This is a genomic window from Desulfovibrio biadhensis (assembly GCF_055388615.1).
On the sequence record NZ_AP042477.1, the window covers coordinates 4,381,538 to 4,398,516 of the forward strand.

15 protein-coding genes and 1 pseudogene are annotated in these 16,979 nt (G+C 51.1%); 8 read left to right on the plus strand and 8 right to left on the minus strand.

Annotated features, from left to right (window positions below; translation table 11 throughout):
- Window positions 1–224 precede the first annotated feature (224 nt).
- Genes lptB through ACZ5EH_RS19045 form a run of 6 tightly spaced genes read right to left on the minus strand, consistent with a single transcriptional unit; the run spans window position 225 to window position 5,170 of the window.
- A complete protein-coding gene (gene lptB / locus ACZ5EH_RS19020) occupies window positions 225–956 on the minus strand; it encodes an LPS export ABC transporter ATP-binding protein (protein WP_464275453.1) in 732 nt (243 codons plus the stop codon).
- 57 nt (window positions 957–1,013) lie between these two features.
- The gene (locus tag ACZ5EH_RS19025) at window positions 1,014–1,535 is read right to left on the minus strand and encodes an LptA/OstA family protein (protein ID WP_464275454.1); all 522 of its coding nucleotides are present in this window, start codon (window positions 1,533–1,535) and stop codon (window positions 1,014–1,016) included.
- Entirely contained in the window at window positions 1,532–2,140 is a 609-nt protein-coding gene (gene lptC, locus ACZ5EH_RS19030) for an LPS export ABC transporter periplasmic protein LptC (RefSeq protein WP_464275455.1), read from the minus strand. Before lptC ends, ACZ5EH_RS19025 begins: the two co-directional genes overlap by 4 nt.
- A gap of 3 nt (window positions 2,141–2,143) precedes the next feature.
- Window positions 2,144–2,629, minus strand: a complete 486-nt coding sequence (locus ACZ5EH_RS19035; RefSeq protein ID WP_464275456.1) for a KdsC family phosphatase — start codon at window positions 2,627–2,629, stop codon at window positions 2,144–2,146.
- Window positions 2,630–2,681: 52 nt separating this feature from the next.
- A complete protein-coding gene (gene kdsA, locus ACZ5EH_RS19040) occupies window positions 2,682–3,524 on the minus strand; it encodes a 3-deoxy-8-phosphooctulonate synthase (protein ID WP_464275457.1) in 843 nt (280 codons plus the stop codon).
- 2 nt (window positions 3,525–3,526) lie between these two features.
- Window positions 3,527–5,170 (minus strand): CTP synthase, encoded by a 1,644-nt coding sequence (locus tag ACZ5EH_RS19045; RefSeq protein WP_464275458.1) that lies wholly within the window; start codon window positions 5,168–5,170, stop codon window positions 3,527–3,529.
- Window positions 5,171–5,567: 397 nt separating this feature from the next.
- Between ACZ5EH_RS19045 and ACZ5EH_RS19050 the strand changes: the two genes are divergently transcribed.
- The 5 genes and pseudogenes from ACZ5EH_RS19050 to ACZ5EH_RS19070 all read left to right on the plus strand — a co-directional run bounded on the left by ACZ5EH_RS19050 (window position 5,568) and on the right by ACZ5EH_RS19070 (window position 10,874).
- Window positions 5,568–6,377: a phosphoribosylformylglycinamidine synthase subunit PurQ gene (locus tag ACZ5EH_RS19050; RefSeq protein WP_464275459.1), complete on the plus strand. Its 810-nt coding sequence runs from the start codon at window positions 5,568–5,570 to the stop codon at window positions 6,375–6,377.
- Window positions 6,378–6,381: 4 nt separating this feature from the next.
- On the plus strand, window positions 6,382–6,885 hold the full coding sequence (tadA, locus tag ACZ5EH_RS19055; protein WP_464275460.1) for a tRNA adenosine(34) deaminase TadA: 504 nt from the start codon (window positions 6,382–6,384) through the stop codon (window positions 6,883–6,885).
- Between the two features lie 407 nt (window positions 6,886–7,292).
- A pseudogene (locus ACZ5EH_RS19060) lies at window positions 7,293–8,271 on the plus strand (HDOD domain-containing protein).
- A 1-nt stretch (window position 8,272) separates the two neighbouring features.
- Window positions 8,273–9,454 (plus strand): hypothetical protein, encoded by a 1,182-nt coding sequence (locus tag ACZ5EH_RS19065; protein WP_464275461.1) that lies wholly within the window; start codon window positions 8,273–8,275, stop codon window positions 9,452–9,454.
- Window positions 9,455–9,605: 151 nt separating this feature from the next.
- Entirely contained in the window at window positions 9,606–10,874 is a 1,269-nt protein-coding gene (locus ACZ5EH_RS19070) for an EAL and HDOD domain-containing protein (RefSeq protein WP_464275462.1), read from the plus strand.
- A gap of 87 nt (window positions 10,875–10,961) precedes the next feature.
- Here ACZ5EH_RS19070 and ACZ5EH_RS19075 read toward each other — a convergent pair whose 3' ends face one another.
- Window positions 10,962–13,508 (minus strand): glycogen/starch/alpha-glucan phosphorylase, encoded by a 2,547-nt coding sequence (locus ACZ5EH_RS19075; protein WP_464275463.1) that lies wholly within the window; start codon window positions 13,506–13,508, stop codon window positions 10,962–10,964.
- Window positions 13,509–13,656: 148 nt separating this feature from the next.
- A complete protein-coding gene (locus ACZ5EH_RS19080; RefSeq protein WP_464275464.1) occupies window positions 13,657–14,019 on the minus strand; it encodes a hypothetical protein in 363 nt (120 codons plus the stop codon).
- Window positions 14,020–14,059: 40 nt separating this feature from the next.
- Here ACZ5EH_RS19080 and ACZ5EH_RS19085 point away from each other — a divergent pair, with 40 nt between their 5' ends.
- Genes ACZ5EH_RS19085 through hemA form a run of 3 tightly spaced genes read left to right on the plus strand, consistent with a single transcriptional unit; the run spans window position 14,060 to window position 16,976 of the window.
- Complete coding sequence (locus ACZ5EH_RS19085; protein WP_464275465.1) at window positions 14,060–14,818, plus strand: precorrin-2 dehydrogenase/sirohydrochlorin ferrochelatase family protein; 759 nt, start codon at window positions 14,060–14,062, stop codon at window positions 14,816–14,818.
- Window positions 14,805–15,629: a cytochrome C assembly family protein gene (locus tag ACZ5EH_RS19090; RefSeq protein WP_464275466.1), complete on the plus strand. Its 825-nt coding sequence runs from the start codon at window positions 14,805–14,807 to the stop codon at window positions 15,627–15,629. Before ACZ5EH_RS19085 ends, ACZ5EH_RS19090 begins: the two co-directional genes overlap by 14 nt.
- 3 nt (window positions 15,630–15,632) lie before the next feature.
- Window positions 15,633–16,976 carry a glutamyl-tRNA reductase gene (gene hemA / locus ACZ5EH_RS19095; protein WP_464275467.1) on the plus strand — a complete coding sequence of 448 codons (1,344 nt, stop codon included), beginning with the start codon at window positions 15,633–15,635 and terminating at the stop codon, window positions 16,974–16,976.
- Window positions 16,977–16,979: the final 3 nt, after the last annotated feature.

The window sequence follows — 16,979 nt, forward strand, 5'->3', positions numbered from 1 at the left end:
GTTTTGCGCTGAAGGCGGCTTCATGCAACGAACGGGCCTCAAAGTCAAATCCCTGTTTCGCCCAGTACATGCGATTTGGTGTAACAACTTATGTGCCATATCCGGCCCATGCTTGCAACACGCATCACATGTTCCCCGAAGCGGAACAGATACAAAAAGATTAAAAATATAAGCTGATTAGAAAAGAAACACCGTTCCAGATGGTGGAGCAACAATATTCGGCATCAGAGACTGAAGCCTTCGCCCAGGTATACTCTACGGGCTCGGTCATCCGCCACAATGGCTTCCGGAGCACCGTCCAATATCACCCTTCCTTCAAACACCAGTGAAGCTCTGTCACAAATATTGAGAGTTTCTCGCACATTATGGTCTGAAATCAAAACACCTATGCCCTTCTCACGCAGCCCACCTATAATCATTTGAATATCATCTACAGCCAAAGGGTCGATTCCGGCAAATGGTTCATCCAGCAGCATGAAGCGAGGCTTACGGATCAGCGCGCGTGCGATTTCCAGCCTCCTGCGCTCACCACCGGAAAGGTGCAGCGCCTTTTGTCCGGCAAGGTGTGAAATACCAAGCTCCTGAAGCAAATCTGCTGAACGCTGCCGTTGCTCTTTGCGGGAGAGACCCGTGTATTGAAGTATCAGTTCAAGGTTTTGCAAGACGCTCAGTTTTTTGAAAACCGAACTTTCCTGGGGCAAATAGCTGATGCCGTGATTGGCCCGCTCGTGCAAGGGCCAGCGAGTTATAGGGGCGCCATCCAGACGGACTTCGCCCTGGTTGGGCTCCAGAATTCCCACCAGCATGTGAAACGTGGTCGTCTTCCCTGCACCATTAGGACCCAAAAGGCCTACAATTTCGCCCTGTTGCAGGGAAAGCGCCACATCTCTGACAACCTCTCGCTTGCCATAACGCTTGCACAAGCCCGTGGCGGTGAGACCGGTGGTTCCGCTCATCCAAGACTCCGCCCCGAGTTATTGTTTTGCATGAATAAAAGCATGGCGGCAGAATGGCTAGGGCGCTTTGAGGTCTTCAGGGGCCTGGAACGTGGCTTTGACACGCGTTCCTTTGCCGCCTACGACTTCGCTGCGATTTTCTTTAAGATTGAATTTGATGACAAGCCCTTGGATACGGTTTTTGCCATCTTCAAGGGCTGGATTGCCTTCCATCACCAGCATGCCCGTGCGAACGTTATAGGTCGCAGTGGCGCATGTGCCGACCTTGCCCTGATAATCGATACGTACGCCCCCTGTCGCAACGATTTTCTGAATGGCGCCCGGGTCCATGGCTGCCACACCAGGACCACTCTCCGCCTTACCCGACAGGTGGATGGTGATGGTTGCTGCTCTGATGGCGACATCCTGGCGTGTGACATGCACATTCCCCTCAAAGACTACTTCCTTGCCGGAGGGGCTGTAGCGCATTGTGTCGGCTTGGATGTCCACAGGAACCGTGGCCGCAATGGCAAAGGTTACGCAACACAGAGATATGAGCATGGAGGCGATGGCCCCCTGTATCAGCTTGGCACAACTCACTTTACGGATTCTCCTTGCTCTGGGAGGAAGTCAGCGTCAACGTACACGGTGGCTTCCACGCCTTTTTCCACAACAATCATGTCCTGCTGCAATTGATAACGCAATTGTGACGCTTTGCAAACAAATTGAGGACCAGCCAGTGTCACGCCCCCGGTCAGAGAAATGGTTCTGCTTTCGCCATCATAGATCAATTCTGCGGCGGAAAGGACATTTTGCTCATACGTGGCGTGCACCTTCGGCCAAAGCCGGGCCCACTGCTCTTGCTGGCGGATAGCGCCTTTAGGCGCCTCCACAGTGAGCATTTCTTCATTTTTTCCAATGCGATAGCTAATAATCGGATCGGTGACTTCGACCATGCCCTCTTCTTGAACGTAATTGGCTTCTTTAGCTGTCAATTGCCAGTGCATCTCCCCCTTTTCCCCTTGGGAAAGGGTAATGCCCTTCAACGATAAATCAACATCAAGGTCCGCTTGCAGGTCGACGTCGGCAACACGCTTGGCGGTTTCGGCAAGATGTTTGGCTGCTTGATTCTGCACCCACCAATACCACAGCCCGCCAAGGCCAATGAGAAGCAGCAGTAGTGCGATAAAAACGGCCTTGCGCACGTATCAGCTCCAATCTTCAAGCATTTTAGGAAGTTTTCCCTGTGCCAAGAGCAAAAAACGTATAGCCTCGCGAACAGCTCCACGCCCGCCGGAAGCATAAGAGGTCCATATCGCTTTGCGCGCCAGTTCCGGCTGCGCGTTGGCCACGGCCATGGGAAGGCCCACCAGACTCAACGGCGTAATGTCCACCCAGTCATCACCAAGATACGCCATTTCATCAAAGCCAATCTCCCGACGACGGGAAATATCTTCAAGAATGGCGCGCTTTTTCACATGACCAGCAAAATACTCGACGATTTCCAGTTCCCGTGCGCGTGTTTCCACTGCAAGGGAATCCAGTCCGGAAATAAGGGCGACTTCAATACCGGCGCCCTGCGCAAGCTTGATCCCCAAACCATCCTGGACGTCAAAGCGCTTTTGAATTTTACCGTTAGTATCGTAATACAGCCCCCCGTCAGTGAGTACGCCGTCCACATCAAGAACAAGCATCCTTATGTTTCTTGCACGCTGCAGGGCTTTGCGGCTAATACGTTGTGTTTTTTCAGAAAAGCGTCTCATTTGGCACATTCCAGATGGCAGTCAGTTCTTGGAGCAAAGTCTTCAGCCGGGCAAGGGGCCAACTGTTAGGTCCATCACAAAGAGCTTTGTCAGGTGTCGGGTGCGTTTCAAGAAAAACACCGTCACACCCTGCGGCAACTGCAGCTCGCGCCAACAAGGGCACATACTCACGCTGCCCTCCTGAGGAACTCCCTTGCCCCCCAGGCAACTGTACCGAATGGGTTGCATCAAACACCACAGGAGCGCCGAATTGCCGCATGACAGCTATGGAGCGGAAATCCACCACCAGATTGTTATAGCCGAAGCTGGCGCCACGTTCAGTAAGCCAAACGGCATTATTGCCGCCCTCGTACACTTTGTCCAGGGCGTGGCGCATATCCCACGGTGCAAGGAATTGCCCTTTCTTAATATTCACCACCCTGCCGGTTTTGGCTGCAGCGAGCAAAAGGTCGGTTTGCCGGCAAAGAAAAGCCGGAATTTGTAGCACATCCGCCACCTCGGCCACTGGAGTTGCTTGCTCGGGAAGATGGATGTCCGTAATCACGGGTAATCCCGTTTCCTCTTTGATGCGAGCGAGTTGCTCAATGCCACGCGACATTCCAGGTCCACGAAACCCTTGGCTCGATGTCCTGTTGGCCTTGTCAAAAGAGCTTTTGAACACTGCCAGAACCCCAAGCTCATGAGCAACGGCGGCAAGCTCGGTGGCGACTTCCATGGCGAGTTCGTGACTTTCGAGCACGCACGGACCGGCAATGACGAAGCGCCCCTCCCTGCTGCGGGAAAGGAGCGCTTCGGCTTCGCTTCTGACAAGAAGTGTTGCGGACATTATCAGGCCTTTTTTGTGGCGTTCAGCTTGGCAGCCGTAATGAATCCCCTAAACAACGGATGGGGGCGCATGGGGTTCGATTTGAACTCCGGATGAAACTGACACCCCAAGAACCAGGGGTGCTCGGGCAATTCCACTATTTCAACCAAAGATTCATCAGGGGAAAGACCACTGATCAAAAGTCCTTTTTCGGCAAGCTGGTTCTCATATTTCTTATTAAATTCATAGCGGTGGCGATGGCGTTCGTCGATGCGCTTCTGGCCATAGGCTTCGTGCGCCTTGGTCTCGGCCTGCAGCACACAGGGGTAGGCGCCCAACCGCATGGTGCCACCCATATCGCAACCTTCAGCACGCTTTTCAACTTTTTTCGTACGGAAATCGTACCATTCTTTCATCAGGTAGATAACATTGTGCGGGGTCTTGCAGTCAAATTCTTCTGAGTTGGCGTTCTCCAAATCTGCCACATTCCGTGCAAATTCTATGACCGCACACTGCATACCCAGGCAGATGCCAAAGAAAGGAATCTTGTTTTCACGGGCGTACTGAATGGCCCTGATCTTGCCTTCGATGCCGCGATTGCCGAAACCTCCAGGCACAAGGATGCCGTTCAGTCCGGCAAGCTTCTTATCCACATTGCTGTCTTTAATCTCTTCGGAGTTAACGTACACCAGGTTCACAGAAACTTCATTGGCAACGCCACCGTGAACCAGCGCTTCATGCAGACTCTTATAAGCTTCTTTCAAATCCACGTATTTGCCCACAATTCCAATGCTGACCTGTCCCTTGGGGTTATTGAAGCGGCTGACAAGGTCACGCCAAGGCTGCAGGTGAGGATTCTTTGCTGGCAGTCGGAGCAAAATAGCCACCTTCTGGTCAAGCCCTTCTTCGTACAACTTGAGCGGGACTTCATAGATATTGCTCACATCCACCGCAGTGAACACAGCGTCTTCGTCCACGTTACAAAACAGCGCAACCTTGGACTTCAGGTCGGAAGGCAATTCTTTTTCACAACGGCAGAGGATAACGTCTGGCTGGATACCGATGCTGCGCAATTCCTTGACACTGTGCTGGGTGGGCTTGGTTTTCAGCTCACCTGCAGCCTTGATATAGGGCACCAGGGTTAAATGGACGTAAAGGATATTTTCCTTACCCAGGTCACCGCGCAATTGCCTGATGGCCTCGAGAAAAGGCAGACCTTCGATATCGCCTACCGTGCCGCCGATTTCGATGATGGCTACATCCAGATCGTCGTTGCCAAGGCTGAGCACAGCCTGCTTGATCTCATCGGTGACATGAGGAATGACCTGCACGGTGCCGCCCAGGTAATCACCGCGGCGCTCTTTGTTGATTACGGAATTGTAGATGGAGCCGGAGGTGTAGTTGTTGCGTTGGCTTGTGTAGATGTCCAGATAGCGCTCATAGTGACCAAGGTCCAAATCTGTCTCGGCGCCGTCTTCTGTGACGAAGACTTCACCGTGCTGAAAAGGGTTCATGGTTCCGGGGTCTACGTTGATGTACGGGTCGAGCTTTTGAATGGTGACTTTGAGTCCTCTGGCTATCAGCAACGCGCCCAAAGATGCCGCTGCCAGTCCTTTTCCTAGTGAAGAGAGTACGCCACCTGTCACAAAAATAAATTTGGTCTTCATCACAGTCCCTTATTAAGGCTTGTGGTTTGTTATAATATGTCCCCGAAACAAAACCAGTATGGGCACCGCACGATGTAAAGCGGCATGGTCCAGACTTCTGAATGCAAATTTTCCCTTGAAAGAGCTCTGAAAAAAACAGACAAGGGGGGCGCGGAATCCGCGCGCCCCCCTTGACGGAAGCGCTTCATCGTGTTGACGCCTGCGGCCGGGGCCTCTATTATCCGGCTCCACCGACAGATGGTCATCATTTTTATCTATTCGTCGGGATAGCAGCATTTCCAGTCGTTTGCATGCAACAGGTTTCCGATGCATTGCGCCCAGTCCTGGAATTCCTGTTTCCCCGATGTGGCTGGCGAAGTCAAGAAACATTTTAGACATATTTCTCTGGAGGCTCTCCATGGCCCAGGCAAAAACCCTGGTCATCACCGGATACGGCACCAATTGCGAAGTCGAATCAGCCCATGCTGCAAAAAAAGCGGGCGCAGCTGTGGCAGACGTAGTCTACTTTTCTGATCTCGTTGCCGGACGCACCAGACTCGAGGATTATAATTTTTTGATCTTTCCTGGTGGTTTTTTGGATGGAGACGATCTGGGTGCTGCTCAGGCTGCCGCATTGCGCTGGAGGCACGCAGTAACCGCCAATGGCGAACCTCTGGTAAATCAGCTTGAAACGTTTTTCAATGCCGGAGGCATCATCCTCGGCATCTGTAATGGCTTTCAGTTGCTGGTCAAACTTGGCCTGCTGCCAGCCACGGACGGCAACTATTTTCAGCGCCAGGTATCCTTGAGCAACAACGATTCCGCACGCTTCGAGGACCGCTGGGTGCACCTCATGGCCAATCCTGAAAGCCCCTGTATTTTTACAAAAGGTATTGACCGACTTTACCTGCCTGTGCGTCATGGCGAAGGAAAACTGGTGCTACAGGACGATTCCCTGCTAGAAACCATTGAAGCCAAACAGCTTGTGGCCCTCAACTACACCACGGCGGAAGGCGACAAGGCAACAATGGAATATCCTTACAACCCCAATGGTTCGCCCAATGGAATTGCCGGCCTTACCGACCCTTCCGGCCGCATTCTGGGGATGATGCCCCATCCTGAAGCGTTTTCTCACCCCACCAACCACCCAAGATGGACGAGAGGTGAATCCTCCAGTTTGGGCACAGAGCTGTTGGCAAACGGCGTCCGTTATCTCGAGGAGCATTGAGGCAATGGCTCGCCCCTTGCCGAAGCCGCCGGAGACACTTCCTGGCGGCTGGGGATGGGAGCAAGCCATGCGCCAGGCCCTGGAAGCCGCTGAGCTCGCTGCCGGACTCGGCGAAGTACCAGTGGGGGCGATCATCCTTTCCCCGGATGGCGACCTGTTGGCCACTGCATGCAACGCTCCAGTCTCTTCGCATGACCCGACTGCCCATGCGGAAATTCGTTGTCTGCGTCAGGCTGCAGCAGCGGTTGAGAATTATCGGCTCACTGGCTGTATCATGGCCGTAACCCTGGAGCCGTGCCTGATGTGTGCCGGCGCGCTCGTTCACGCACGTTTGTCGGGAGTTGTATGGGGAGCTTCCGACCCACGCACAGGTGCGATCAGCACGCGTCTGGACCTGCATAGATTTGATTTTCTCAACCATCGTTTCTGGTACAAACACGGTGTATTGGAAGAAGAATGTAGTACAATGCTCAAGAACTTTTTCCTCAGACGACGTTCCACCCCTTGAATTGTCAATGATTTCGATTGTGCGTTTACGCACTCTCTTCACGCACTTCTTGCAATTGGATAAGGAGTTGCGTAAAATTATATTTGTTTATTCATTATCTGGTGAAGAATAGAGGCAAAAAATTGGGATATATACCGATTTCCAATGTAACAACGGGCTTGGTTCTGGCCAGCGACCTTTACAGCAGGCAAGGACGCTTTTTACTGCCTGAAGGAACGGCTATACAAGACCGCCACCTGCGCATATTCAAAATTTGGGGCATCAATGACATCGATGTGGCGGGATCCCCGGAGGTACAAGACACTGTCAATGACATTTCTGCCATTGATATCGATCCCAAGATATTTTGCCGCTGTGACGAGTACCTGACAACGCATTTTCTCCAGGCCGGACTTGAAGAAGAATGCATGCAGGAGATTTATCGCGCTGCCCTGCTCTATTCCGTAAAGAATAGCGCTTTGCAAGAAACAGTGCCCTCCTGCACATGGCCTTCAAGGCTAAATTCTGCAGCCCCCCAGTATAAGCCAAGACCAAGACGCAGAATAAAAATCGAGGAGTTGATCGCAGAGACAACTCCATTGGCCACCTTCCCCGACATTTATTTTCGCATTTGTGAAGTACTGCATACCCCCAGCAGTTCTGTAGAAGATGTGGCCCGTGTCGTAAGCACCGACCCCGCGCTTACAGCCCGGCTACTGCAATTGATAAACAGCCCTTTACGGTTTCCCCGGTAAGATCGAGACTGTATTTCGCGCGGTAGCCCTCCTGGGTTCATCTGAACTGTGTACTCTGGTAATTGGCATCTCCGCTATTGAATCTTTTCAAAATATCGATCCGGAACTGTACGACATGCGGGCTTTCTGGGAACACGCAACCGCTTGTGCCGTTCTGGCGCGAAACCTTGCCGGCCAAAAAGCCGGCCTGTCGGTTGAGCGTTTCTTTGTTGCCGGCTTACTCCATGATATCGGCAAGTTGGTTTTGCTTTTGCTCGAACCAGAAGCTGAAGGCAGCGCCATCTCCTTTGCCATGGAGAATAAACTGCCCCTGCACGAGGTGGAGAGAGAGATTCTGGGGTTCGACCATGCCATGGTCAGCGGGGCGTTGCTCTCAAAATGGAATTTTCCTGAATCATTGACCAATGCTGTCCGCTATCACCATACACCACAAAACGCGTTGCCCGTTATGGAACCGGCAATCATCCATGTGGCGGAATCCATGGCCACTGCTTTCTCCTTATGTGAAGGAAGTTGTTCCATAGTCCCGGCCATCCAACATAAAGCCTGGCGTTCCTTGGAGCTTCCTCCTGCCGCCATCAGTCTGTCTATGGATCCTGCATGGTCTCAGGTGCAGGCCCTTAGAAGCATCGTGCTGCAGGGAAACAGGTGAAATGAAAGGCCCGATCCCGGATCTGGACGACGTGCAACTTCTCCGGGAGGAGCGCCGCCGTGCTTTAGACGCTTTGGAACTGGCAGCAAACATAAGTTCGTTTCCCACCAGCATGAACCAGCTGGATGGACCAGAAGCCATCTTGCGCGAAACCGCGTTCCGCTGTGAAACATTGCTCCCTTTCAAAGCCACTGCATTTTATCTCGTCAATGAGGACGATGCAGATTTCAATCTTTCTTATTACACCCCAAAAGAATACAAAAATAAATTCTTACAGGCTTTTGAAAAGCTGGTCGACTACGGAACTGTCGCCTGGGTTCTGCAATACAACAGGCCCCATGTGGCATCCATTACGGCCCTGGGGAAAAAGTCGCCACAATACGTCCTCTTACATAGTCTTGCCACACCTTCTCGTATCCGAGGATTATTTATAGCTTTACCAGAAACGGATTGGATTCAGTCTGATAACGTCTCTTTGCATTTATTAAGCATAGTGCTGCAATCCTGCGCACAAATGATCGAAAGCCAGGCTTTATACGCCGTTTTACGCAATGACAGCAAAGCCATGCAGAAACGACTTACAGAATCACGAAAGATCAGAAACGACAACGATTCTGAGTGTAAAGATTTAAGAAGTAAAATTATTTATTTAAAAAATGATATTACACAGAATAAAATGCATCAGGCAGAGCAACACGAGCTTTTGGTAGAGTCTCGAAAAGAACAAGAAAATTTTAGAAGTAGGACATCCCTTTTACTCAAGACATGCATCCACCTGGCAAAAGAATTAGACTTTAATTCATTGGCGAAAAACGTTTTAACAAGCTCACTGCAATTTTTGGACTGTTTTCATGGTTCCGTATGGTTGTTTTCGGATAACAATCTACCAGAAAAAGTAATCGTATTTCCCCTTGAACAACACACAAATGAACACATTGGCTTTTTTGCTGACGATGCGCACCCATGGAAAGAATGCATGATCAAAAATTCTTTTTCAGGTGAGGTTACAACTGGATATTCCCCAAAAAACAAGATCGCAGGATTTTGGCTATACTTACCATTGCTTGTTTCAGGAGAACCCAAAGGATGCATGATCCTGCAAGGACGTTCTCATCCATTTTTGGCTGATGAAAAGGAAAACGTCGTACTGCTTGCAGATGTGCTGGCAACTTCCCTTGCCTGAATTAATACTTTTTACTGTTTTAGTGGTAGTGGCTTGCCCTTCTTTTAGGAGCGTTGTAATATACATTAAAAAAGTGTTTTTTGTATTTTTTTTGCCATTCGGGCAATGTTCCAACGCTTCGGAATCGCCATCATCCCTTTAGGAAATGTCTATGCCGGAAAACATGGCCAGTGACAGTCTCTTCGTTCCGACTTTTATAGCGAGACAACCGATTTTCGACACCAAGCAGAAAATCTGGGGGTATGAGCTATTATACAGGCATTCGAGCGATGCGACTGCTGCAATATTTTCAGATGAAGAAAGCGCAACAATAGCCGTAGCTGCATGTGCTTCCTGTCAGGGCATGAGTTTTACCAATAAAAGCAAGCTACTGATAAATTTTTCAGAAAAGTCCGTTATCGATAAGGTTCCCCAGGCTCTTCCGGCAGAGAATACAGTGGTGGAAATCGCTGAGGCTTCTCCCACGGAGTCAGGCTATCTGGAGTGCCTGCAACAACTCAAAAGAGAAGGCTACACCATAGCGATTGACGGATATGAGGGCAAAGACGGGTGTGAAGATATTTACAATCTTGCTGATATTTTCATCATCGACATCCTTGGCAAAAGTGTCGCAGATATGAACAGGCTGGTGCAGAAGACCAATACCAAGTCCCCCTTGCTTATTGCAAAGCGTATTGAAGACCATGAAAAATATCAGACGGCTCAAAAGCTTGGTTTTCCCCTGTTTCAAGGTTTTTTCTTTCGAAAACCGGAAATGATGGTCGGCCGCAAACTGAGCGCATCCCAGATATCACGGTTGAACCTGTTTGCCCTCATGGAACAGGAAGAACCAGACTTTGATAAGCTGACCACCACCATCCAGTCAGATGTGGGAATCAGCTACAACCTGCTCTCCTATCTCAATTCACCTGCCATTGGTCTGCGAGAAAAAATCACCTCCATCAGACAAGCCCTGCTCTTGTTGGGGTGGAAACAGATTAAAAACTGGCTGCGAGTCGCCGTGCTGCGGGACATGACTCCCAGTGACAAGACATCTGAAATTCCCTACATGTCGGTACAGAGAGGCAAATTTTTTCAACTCGCTGCACAAAATGGCGATGCAGAGCGCATCTCTCCGGACAGCCTTTTCCTGCTTGGTCTTTTTTCGCTTCTGGACACGATGCTCTCCCTGCCCATGAAAAAGATTGTAGCCAATCTGCCACTTGAAGAAGCGTTCAAGGCAGCGCTCTGCGGCGAATCAAACCACTTCAGCCGCTGGCTGGAACTGGCCATTTGTTTTGAAACTGCGGATTGGGACAACCTGAACAGGATCATCACCGAGATGCATCTTGACCCCATGAATGTCGCCCAGGCCTACTATGAGTCTATTGCCTGGGCCAGCATGTTCTTTCAGCAGCAGGAAAAGTCTGAAGCAAAATAGTATTTAATAGCTACGCTATAAACGTAAAAAGCCGGGAAGATCCCGGCTTTTTACGTTCAGACGAAAAGACCCCTGTTCTTGTGACATCTAAAAAGACAAGGGGTTCTGCTTCCATATCTCGTTTGTGTACTCCAGGACGGCCCTGTCACTCGAAAACATCCCCATATGTGCGGTATTCATTATCGATCGGGTTATCCAATCATCCTGATTCTCGTAAACGCGTGATACTTCTTCCTGACAGGAAATGTAGCTGGAATAATCCTCCAGTACGAAGTAGTGGTCGCCCTGGTTGAGCAACGCATCATAAATAGGGGTAAAAAGGCCCGGAGTCTGCGGTGAAAACACATTGTTTCTGATGTCTTCTAGGGCTCGTCGCAGTTCAGCATTCTTGTGATAATGATCCCAGGGATTATATCCGCGAGAGCGCAGCGCGGTCAGTTCATCAGCTGTACGGCCGAAGATGAACATGTTTTCTTCACCGACCTGTTCACGCATCTCGATATTGGCGCCATCCAATGTGCCGATGATGATGCCTCCGTTCAAGCTGAACTTCATGTTGCCTGTGCCGGAAGCCTCCATGCCAGCAGTCGATATTTGTTCCGAGAGGTCAGTGGCAGGGATGATGCGCTCTGCCTGTGAAACACAGTAATTGGGCAGAAAAATCACCTGCAGTCTGCCGGCAACCTCCGGACTACTGTTCACGGACCGTGCTACGGCATTGATCAGTCGGATCACCAGCTTGGCCATGTAATACCCTGGAGCGGCCTTCCCCCCAAAGAAAACCGTCCGGGACACCATGTCCATGTCCGGATTGTCCTTCAGCCTGTTGAAGAGCGTGATGACATGCAGGACATTCAACAGTTGACGCTTGTATTCGTGAATCCGCTTTACGTGTACGTCAAACAATGCGTTGACATCGATTTCAATATCAACCTTGCGCATCACATAAGCAGCCAGCCGCTTTTTGTTCTCAAGCTTGATTGCAGCCCAGCGCTTGCGAAACTTCTTGTCTTTAGCCAAGGGGGCGATTTTCTCCAGCATGTCGAGATTACGCACCCATTCCGGCCCCACATGCTCGTCCAGCAACTCGGAAAGCAAAGGATTGCACTGCTTCAACCAGCGTCGGGGAGTAATACCGTTTGTCTTGTTGTTCAGCAGTTTGGGGTGCCATTCGTGAAAATCCTTGAACACACGCGCCTTCAAAATATCCGAATGCAATCTGGAAACACCATTGACCGAGTGGCTGCCAACAATGGCCAGGTTGGCCATGCGCACATGTTTATGACCTTCTTCTCCTATGATGGACATACGGCGAAGTCTGTCATTGTCACCGGGAAACCGGCGCGCGATTTCTTCCATAAAGCGCCTGTTTATTTCATAAATAATCTGCAAATGGCGTGGAAGCACCCTGCCGATGAGCTCAACAGGCCAGGTTTCCAGAGCTTCAGGAAGGATCGTGTGGTTGGTGTAGGCAAAAGTACGGCAACAGACGTCCCAGGCGCTTTCCCAGTCCACAAGTTCTTCATCAACAAGAATGCGCATCAATTCAGGGATGGCGATGGCAGGGTGCGTATCATTCAGTTGGATGGCCACTTTGTCAGGCAGCGCGTCAAAGGTGTCGTTGCGCTTTTTGTAACGGCGCAAAATGTCCTGAATGGTGGCAGCCACGAAAAAGTACTGCTGTTTCAGGCGCAGCTCACGCCCTTGCAGGGCTTGCTCGCTGGGGTAAAGGACTTTTGAGATGTTTTCGTCTTTTACTTTTTCACCCACTGCGCCGATGTAGTCGCCAGTGTTGAAAAAATCCAGGTTGAATTCCTGGTCGGAGCGGGCTGCCCAAAGGCGCATATTTATGACGCGCCCGTTGCAATAGCCGGGAACGAGCATATCACACGCCATGGCAAGGACCTTGTCAGCATCAACCCACTGGTGGCGTATCCGCCCTTCTTCGTCTTTGTACTCTATCACCTTGCCATAAAATTTTACGGGGATGAGAAAACGCCCGCGGTGGAATTGCCAGGGGTCCCCGGTCCGCATCCAGTTATCACTCTTTTCCACCTGGTTGCCGTTTTCATCTATGACCTGATGAAAGATGCCATAGTCGTAACGGATACCGTAACCGTAGCCAGGTATGTTCAATGTCGCGATGGAATCCAGATAACACGATGCCAAGCGTCCGAGGCCACCGTTACCGAGGCCGGCGTCCCATTCAACTTCGGCCAGATCTTCAAGCTCCAGACCGAAATCTTTCATGGCCTTGGCGGCAGTATCGTAAAGCCCCAGGCAATGCAGATTGTTTATCAGTGACTTGCCAGGCAAATATTCCAGGGAAAGATAATATACCCGTTTGGCGGATTCATCATAGTACGAGCGCTGGGTTTTGATCCATTGGTCGATGAGCCTGTCCCGTACGGCCAGAGCCAACCCCTGGTAATAGTTATACGGTAAAGGTCGTGAGTAGTCGCTCCCCAAGGTAGAGACGATGTGGCGGATGACGTCTTTTTTCAGGCCTTCCAGGCTGTCTTCTTCATACAGCCCCCCGTGCCAGCGGAATTCACTGCCCTGGGCAGGGTGTTCCTGCTCTTTTTTCTTGCACTTTATAACCATCTGGCCTTTCTTCTCATCGTGCTTGGACATCCTTTCCCTCTCTTTGTTGCTTTCGCTTGCCTGCTGCAGCGCAGGGTCAAAAGGCTTTTTGTACGGCAAAGAACACTATTGCAGACGCACACTAGCCTATTTCAGATATTGCGCAATACATTGATAGCAACGAACAACGAATGTCTTCTTATCGCAACAAATCGGCAAAAGTTTGTGCCAATCCTTGATAAAGCATCCGTTGACGGGGGCTATGAAGACCGTCCATGATCTCTTCGACATAAGGGTGTTCCCGTACGTTTTGCCAGAGCATCAATCGATTTGTATAATTCAATTTTTCTACTATTTCATAAACTTGGACACCGTCATGGCGTTGAAACCAGAGCCGGACCACTTTGTCAGCCATGAATTTCGTGTGGTAATTGCCCGCATCTACAGAAGCAGGGGGCAGCACCAGACTAAAACTCATACTCAACACAAACAGCAGCAAAAATACCCTGGCCGTGGCAAAACAGGGGCTGCGCATCGATGTTTTTTCGCTGATATTGAACATAAGCGCCTCTTTTTTACTTCCTTCTATATCAAGGCGAGACTTGACGCCACCCCTCTTCCTAACATGCTGGGGGCGGCAATACCCTTTTACATCTGCCCCCTTGCTCTGCTATCCTTTGGAAATGGCTTATTACCCCATATATGTGCGGCTTGAAGGCAAGCGCTGTCTGCTGATTGGTCTTGGCGGCGTAGGTCGGCGCAAACTATCCACCCTGCTGGAAGCCGGGCCAGACGAAATACTTGTACTGGATCCTTCAACGCCCTCTGAAGAAGCTGCAGCGCTACTTGCACGACCTGAAGTGCGTTTTGAACAGCGCAGCTTTTCTGAAGCCGACATTTTCGGCCAGTTTCTGGTAATAGCCGCCACTCCGGACCACGACGTCAATGCGCGCGTCGCGAGTCTTTGCAGGGAGCAAAGAGTGTTATGCAATGTGGTCGATGCTCCGGACAAGGGGGACTTCATCGTCCCTGCCCAAGTATCCTGTGGTGACTTGAATGTCTCCGTCTCCACTTCCGGACACAGTCCGGCGCTTGCCCGCAGGATAAAGCACGACTTGCAGGAATATCTGGGTTTGCGCTATGAACCCCTCCTGGTCGTGATGGGGCGCTTGAGACCTCTTGTTCTCGAACTGGGACGTCCCACGGCTGCTAACACTGAAATTTTTCGCGCCTTGGTGGATTCCCCCTTGGCCGAAGCCCTGCAATCGCGGGACACGGGGCAGGCTAAAGACATTCTTCGCAGCTTGCTTCCCGAACCGCTGCACTCAGCGCTGGATGAGGTTCTCCATGGGCTCGCTTGAGCTATTACGTCTTGCCGTTGCTTGTCTGTATCTGATCGGCACGATACTTTTTTTCGCCGGTGTATTGTCGCGGCGTGAAAGTTTGAAGCGCACTGCAACGTGGTGCGCGATTATTGGCTTTGGCCTGCATACCGTTTCCCTGGCTTCGGATATGGCCAGCCATTCCTTTCAGACGCTCCCCAGAGGCTTTTACGTGAAGCTCATGTCCTGGTTTCTGCTGGGCAGTTTCTTTTTGCTCTGGTGGCGGCTGAAAATGGAATTTCTTTCGTTGCTTGCTTCTCCACTGGCCTTGCTGCTTTTCGTCTTTTCCCTGACGTTGGGTGATAAAAAAGCAGTCATGCCCGAAGCCTTGGCTGGCCTTTTTTTCGGGCTTCACATCACCTCCATCTTTGTGAGTCAGGGGTTGATGGCCATGGCCTTTGGCGCAGGCGTCATATTTTTACATCTGCAAAACAAGATCAAGACCAAGGAACGTCTCACAGGCTTTCGCAAGGACCTTCCAGCTCTTGCTGTTTTCGATAAGGTCAACCACTGGGCCGTCATTGTCGGATTCCCGCTTTTCACGCTTGGGATCGTATCCGGCTTTGTATGGGCCAGGTTCACCTGGGGTAAAGTCATTTCTTGGGACCCCAAAGAAGTCATTTCGGTAATTCTCTGGTTGCTCTACGCCCTGCTTTTCCATCAGCGCATTGCAATGGGATGGAAAGGGCGCAAGCCTGCAAAACTGGCCGTTTTGGTCTTCACCATCACCGTGCTGTCGCTGTTGGGAGTAAATTTCTTTCTCCCCACACACCACAGCTTCAACCAGTAGTTTATGCAGAATACAATCCACCTGCTCGGTCTCAATCACCGCACGGCAAGTGTCGAGATTCGCGAAAAATTCGCTCTGGCTGAATGCGAAAACGCGACAAGCGCGCCATTTCCGCCTGCGCACCCGATAAAGGAAATCATGGTCCTTTCCACCTGCAACCGTGTGGAAATGATGGCCGTGGGCAATGGCCCCGAGGCAGGCGAGGAAGCATTGCGGCAGTGGGCCGCCTTCCGCGGCGCCACGGCGGATGAATTGCGCCCCTATATTTATGCCTATGAAGGCATGGAAGCCGTGCAACACCTTTTTTGTGTGGCTTGCAGCCTGGACTCCATGGTCCTGGGCGAACCACAGATTCTAGGGCAGTTGAAAAAGGCCTATGGTCAGGCAGTGAAACACGGCACCACGTCCGTGATTCTCAACCGCCTGCTGCACAAGGCGTTTTCCGTTGCCAAACGGGTTCGTACGGAAACCGATATAGGGTCCAGCGCGGTCTCCATTTCCTACGCCGCCGTGGAGCTGGCAAAGCGCATATTTGGTGACATGAAGCGCTATCAGGCCATGCTCATAGGCGCTGGAGAAATGGCGGAACTCGCGGCGATGCACCTGTTAGGTTCCGGCATCCAGAACATTCTGGTGGCAAACCGCACCTATGAGCGAGCCGTGGACATGTCCAAGCAGTTCAAAGGGGAAGCCATCGTTTTTGAATCCATTTTTTCCAGGCTCGAAGACGTGGACATTGTCATCAGCTCCACTGGTGCGCCGGCAGCCATCATCAAGGCCAAGGACATCAAAGGAGTGCTCAAACGTCGTAAAAACCGCCCTATGTTTTTTATCGACATAGCGGTTCCCCGTGACATCGACCCGGACGTCAACAACCTGGACAATGTATACTTGTACGATATCGATGACTTGAAGGAAGTCGTCGAGGAAAACCTCGCCCAACGTCAGGAAGAAGCGGCCAAGGCCAGGGCTATCGTGCAATCGGAAGCCCAGGAATTTGGACAATGGCTGAAATCTTTGGAGTTGCAGCCAACCATTGTCGACCTTTTGTCCAAAGCCGAAGACCTGGCTTCCAAGGATCTTGCCAAAACCTTACGCAGGCTTGGCGCAGAAGACGATCCTGAAACCCGCAAGGCGCTGGAGGCGCTGGTTTCCTCTCTGGTTCGCAAAATTCTGCACTCCCCGATAGATTTCCTCAAACGCCGTTCTGAGGAAGAGGAATCGTCGCAGCGTTTTATCGACCTCACGAGGCGCATGTTCAATCTGGACGACGACCCACCCCACCCTGACGCGCACATGGATAGAAAACGCAAGCCTGACAGCGATCCCCCCCATTGTGAGGAATAAGAT

Coding starts and splice junctions, on each gene's coding strand:
- lptB (WP_464275453.1), bottom strand. CDS start 956: ATGAGCGGAACCACCGGTCTCACCGCCACGGGCTTGTGCAAGCGTTAT.
- ACZ5EH_RS19035 (WP_464275456.1), bottom strand. CDS start 2,629: ATGCTTGTTCTTGATGTGGACGGCGTACTCACTGACGGGGGGCTGTAT.
- kdsA (WP_464275457.1), bottom strand. CDS start 3,524: ATGTCCGCAACACTTCTTGTCAGAAGCGAAGCCGAAGCGCTCCTTTCC.
- ACZ5EH_RS19045 (WP_464275458.1), bottom strand. CDS start 5,170: ATGAAGACCAAATTTATTTTTGTGACAGGTGGCGTACTCTCTTCACTA.
- ACZ5EH_RS19050 (WP_464275459.1), top strand. CDS start 5,568: ATGGCCCAGGCAAAAACCCTGGTCATCACCGGATACGGCACCAATTGC.
- tadA (WP_464275460.1), top strand. CDS start 6,382: ATGGCTCGCCCCTTGCCGAAGCCGCCGGAGACACTTCCTGGCGGCTGG.
- ACZ5EH_RS19065 (WP_464275461.1), top strand. CDS start 8,273: ATGAAAGGCCCGATCCCGGATCTGGACGACGTGCAACTTCTCCGGGAG.
- ACZ5EH_RS19070 (WP_464275462.1), top strand. CDS start 9,606: ATGCCGGAAAACATGGCCAGTGACAGTCTCTTCGTTCCGACTTTTATA.
- ACZ5EH_RS19075 (WP_464275463.1), bottom strand. CDS start 13,508: ATGTCCAAGCACGATGAGAAGAAAGGCCAGATGGTTATAAAGTGCAAG.
- ACZ5EH_RS19080 (WP_464275464.1), bottom strand. CDS start 14,019: ATGTTCAATATCAGCGAAAAAACATCGATGCGCAGCCCCTGTTTTGCC.
- ACZ5EH_RS19090 (WP_464275466.1), top strand. CDS start 14,805: ATGGGCTCGCTTGAGCTATTACGTCTTGCCGTTGCTTGTCTGTATCTG.
- hemA (WP_464275467.1), top strand. CDS start 15,633: ATGCAGAATACAATCCACCTGCTCGGTCTCAATCACCGCACGGCAAGT.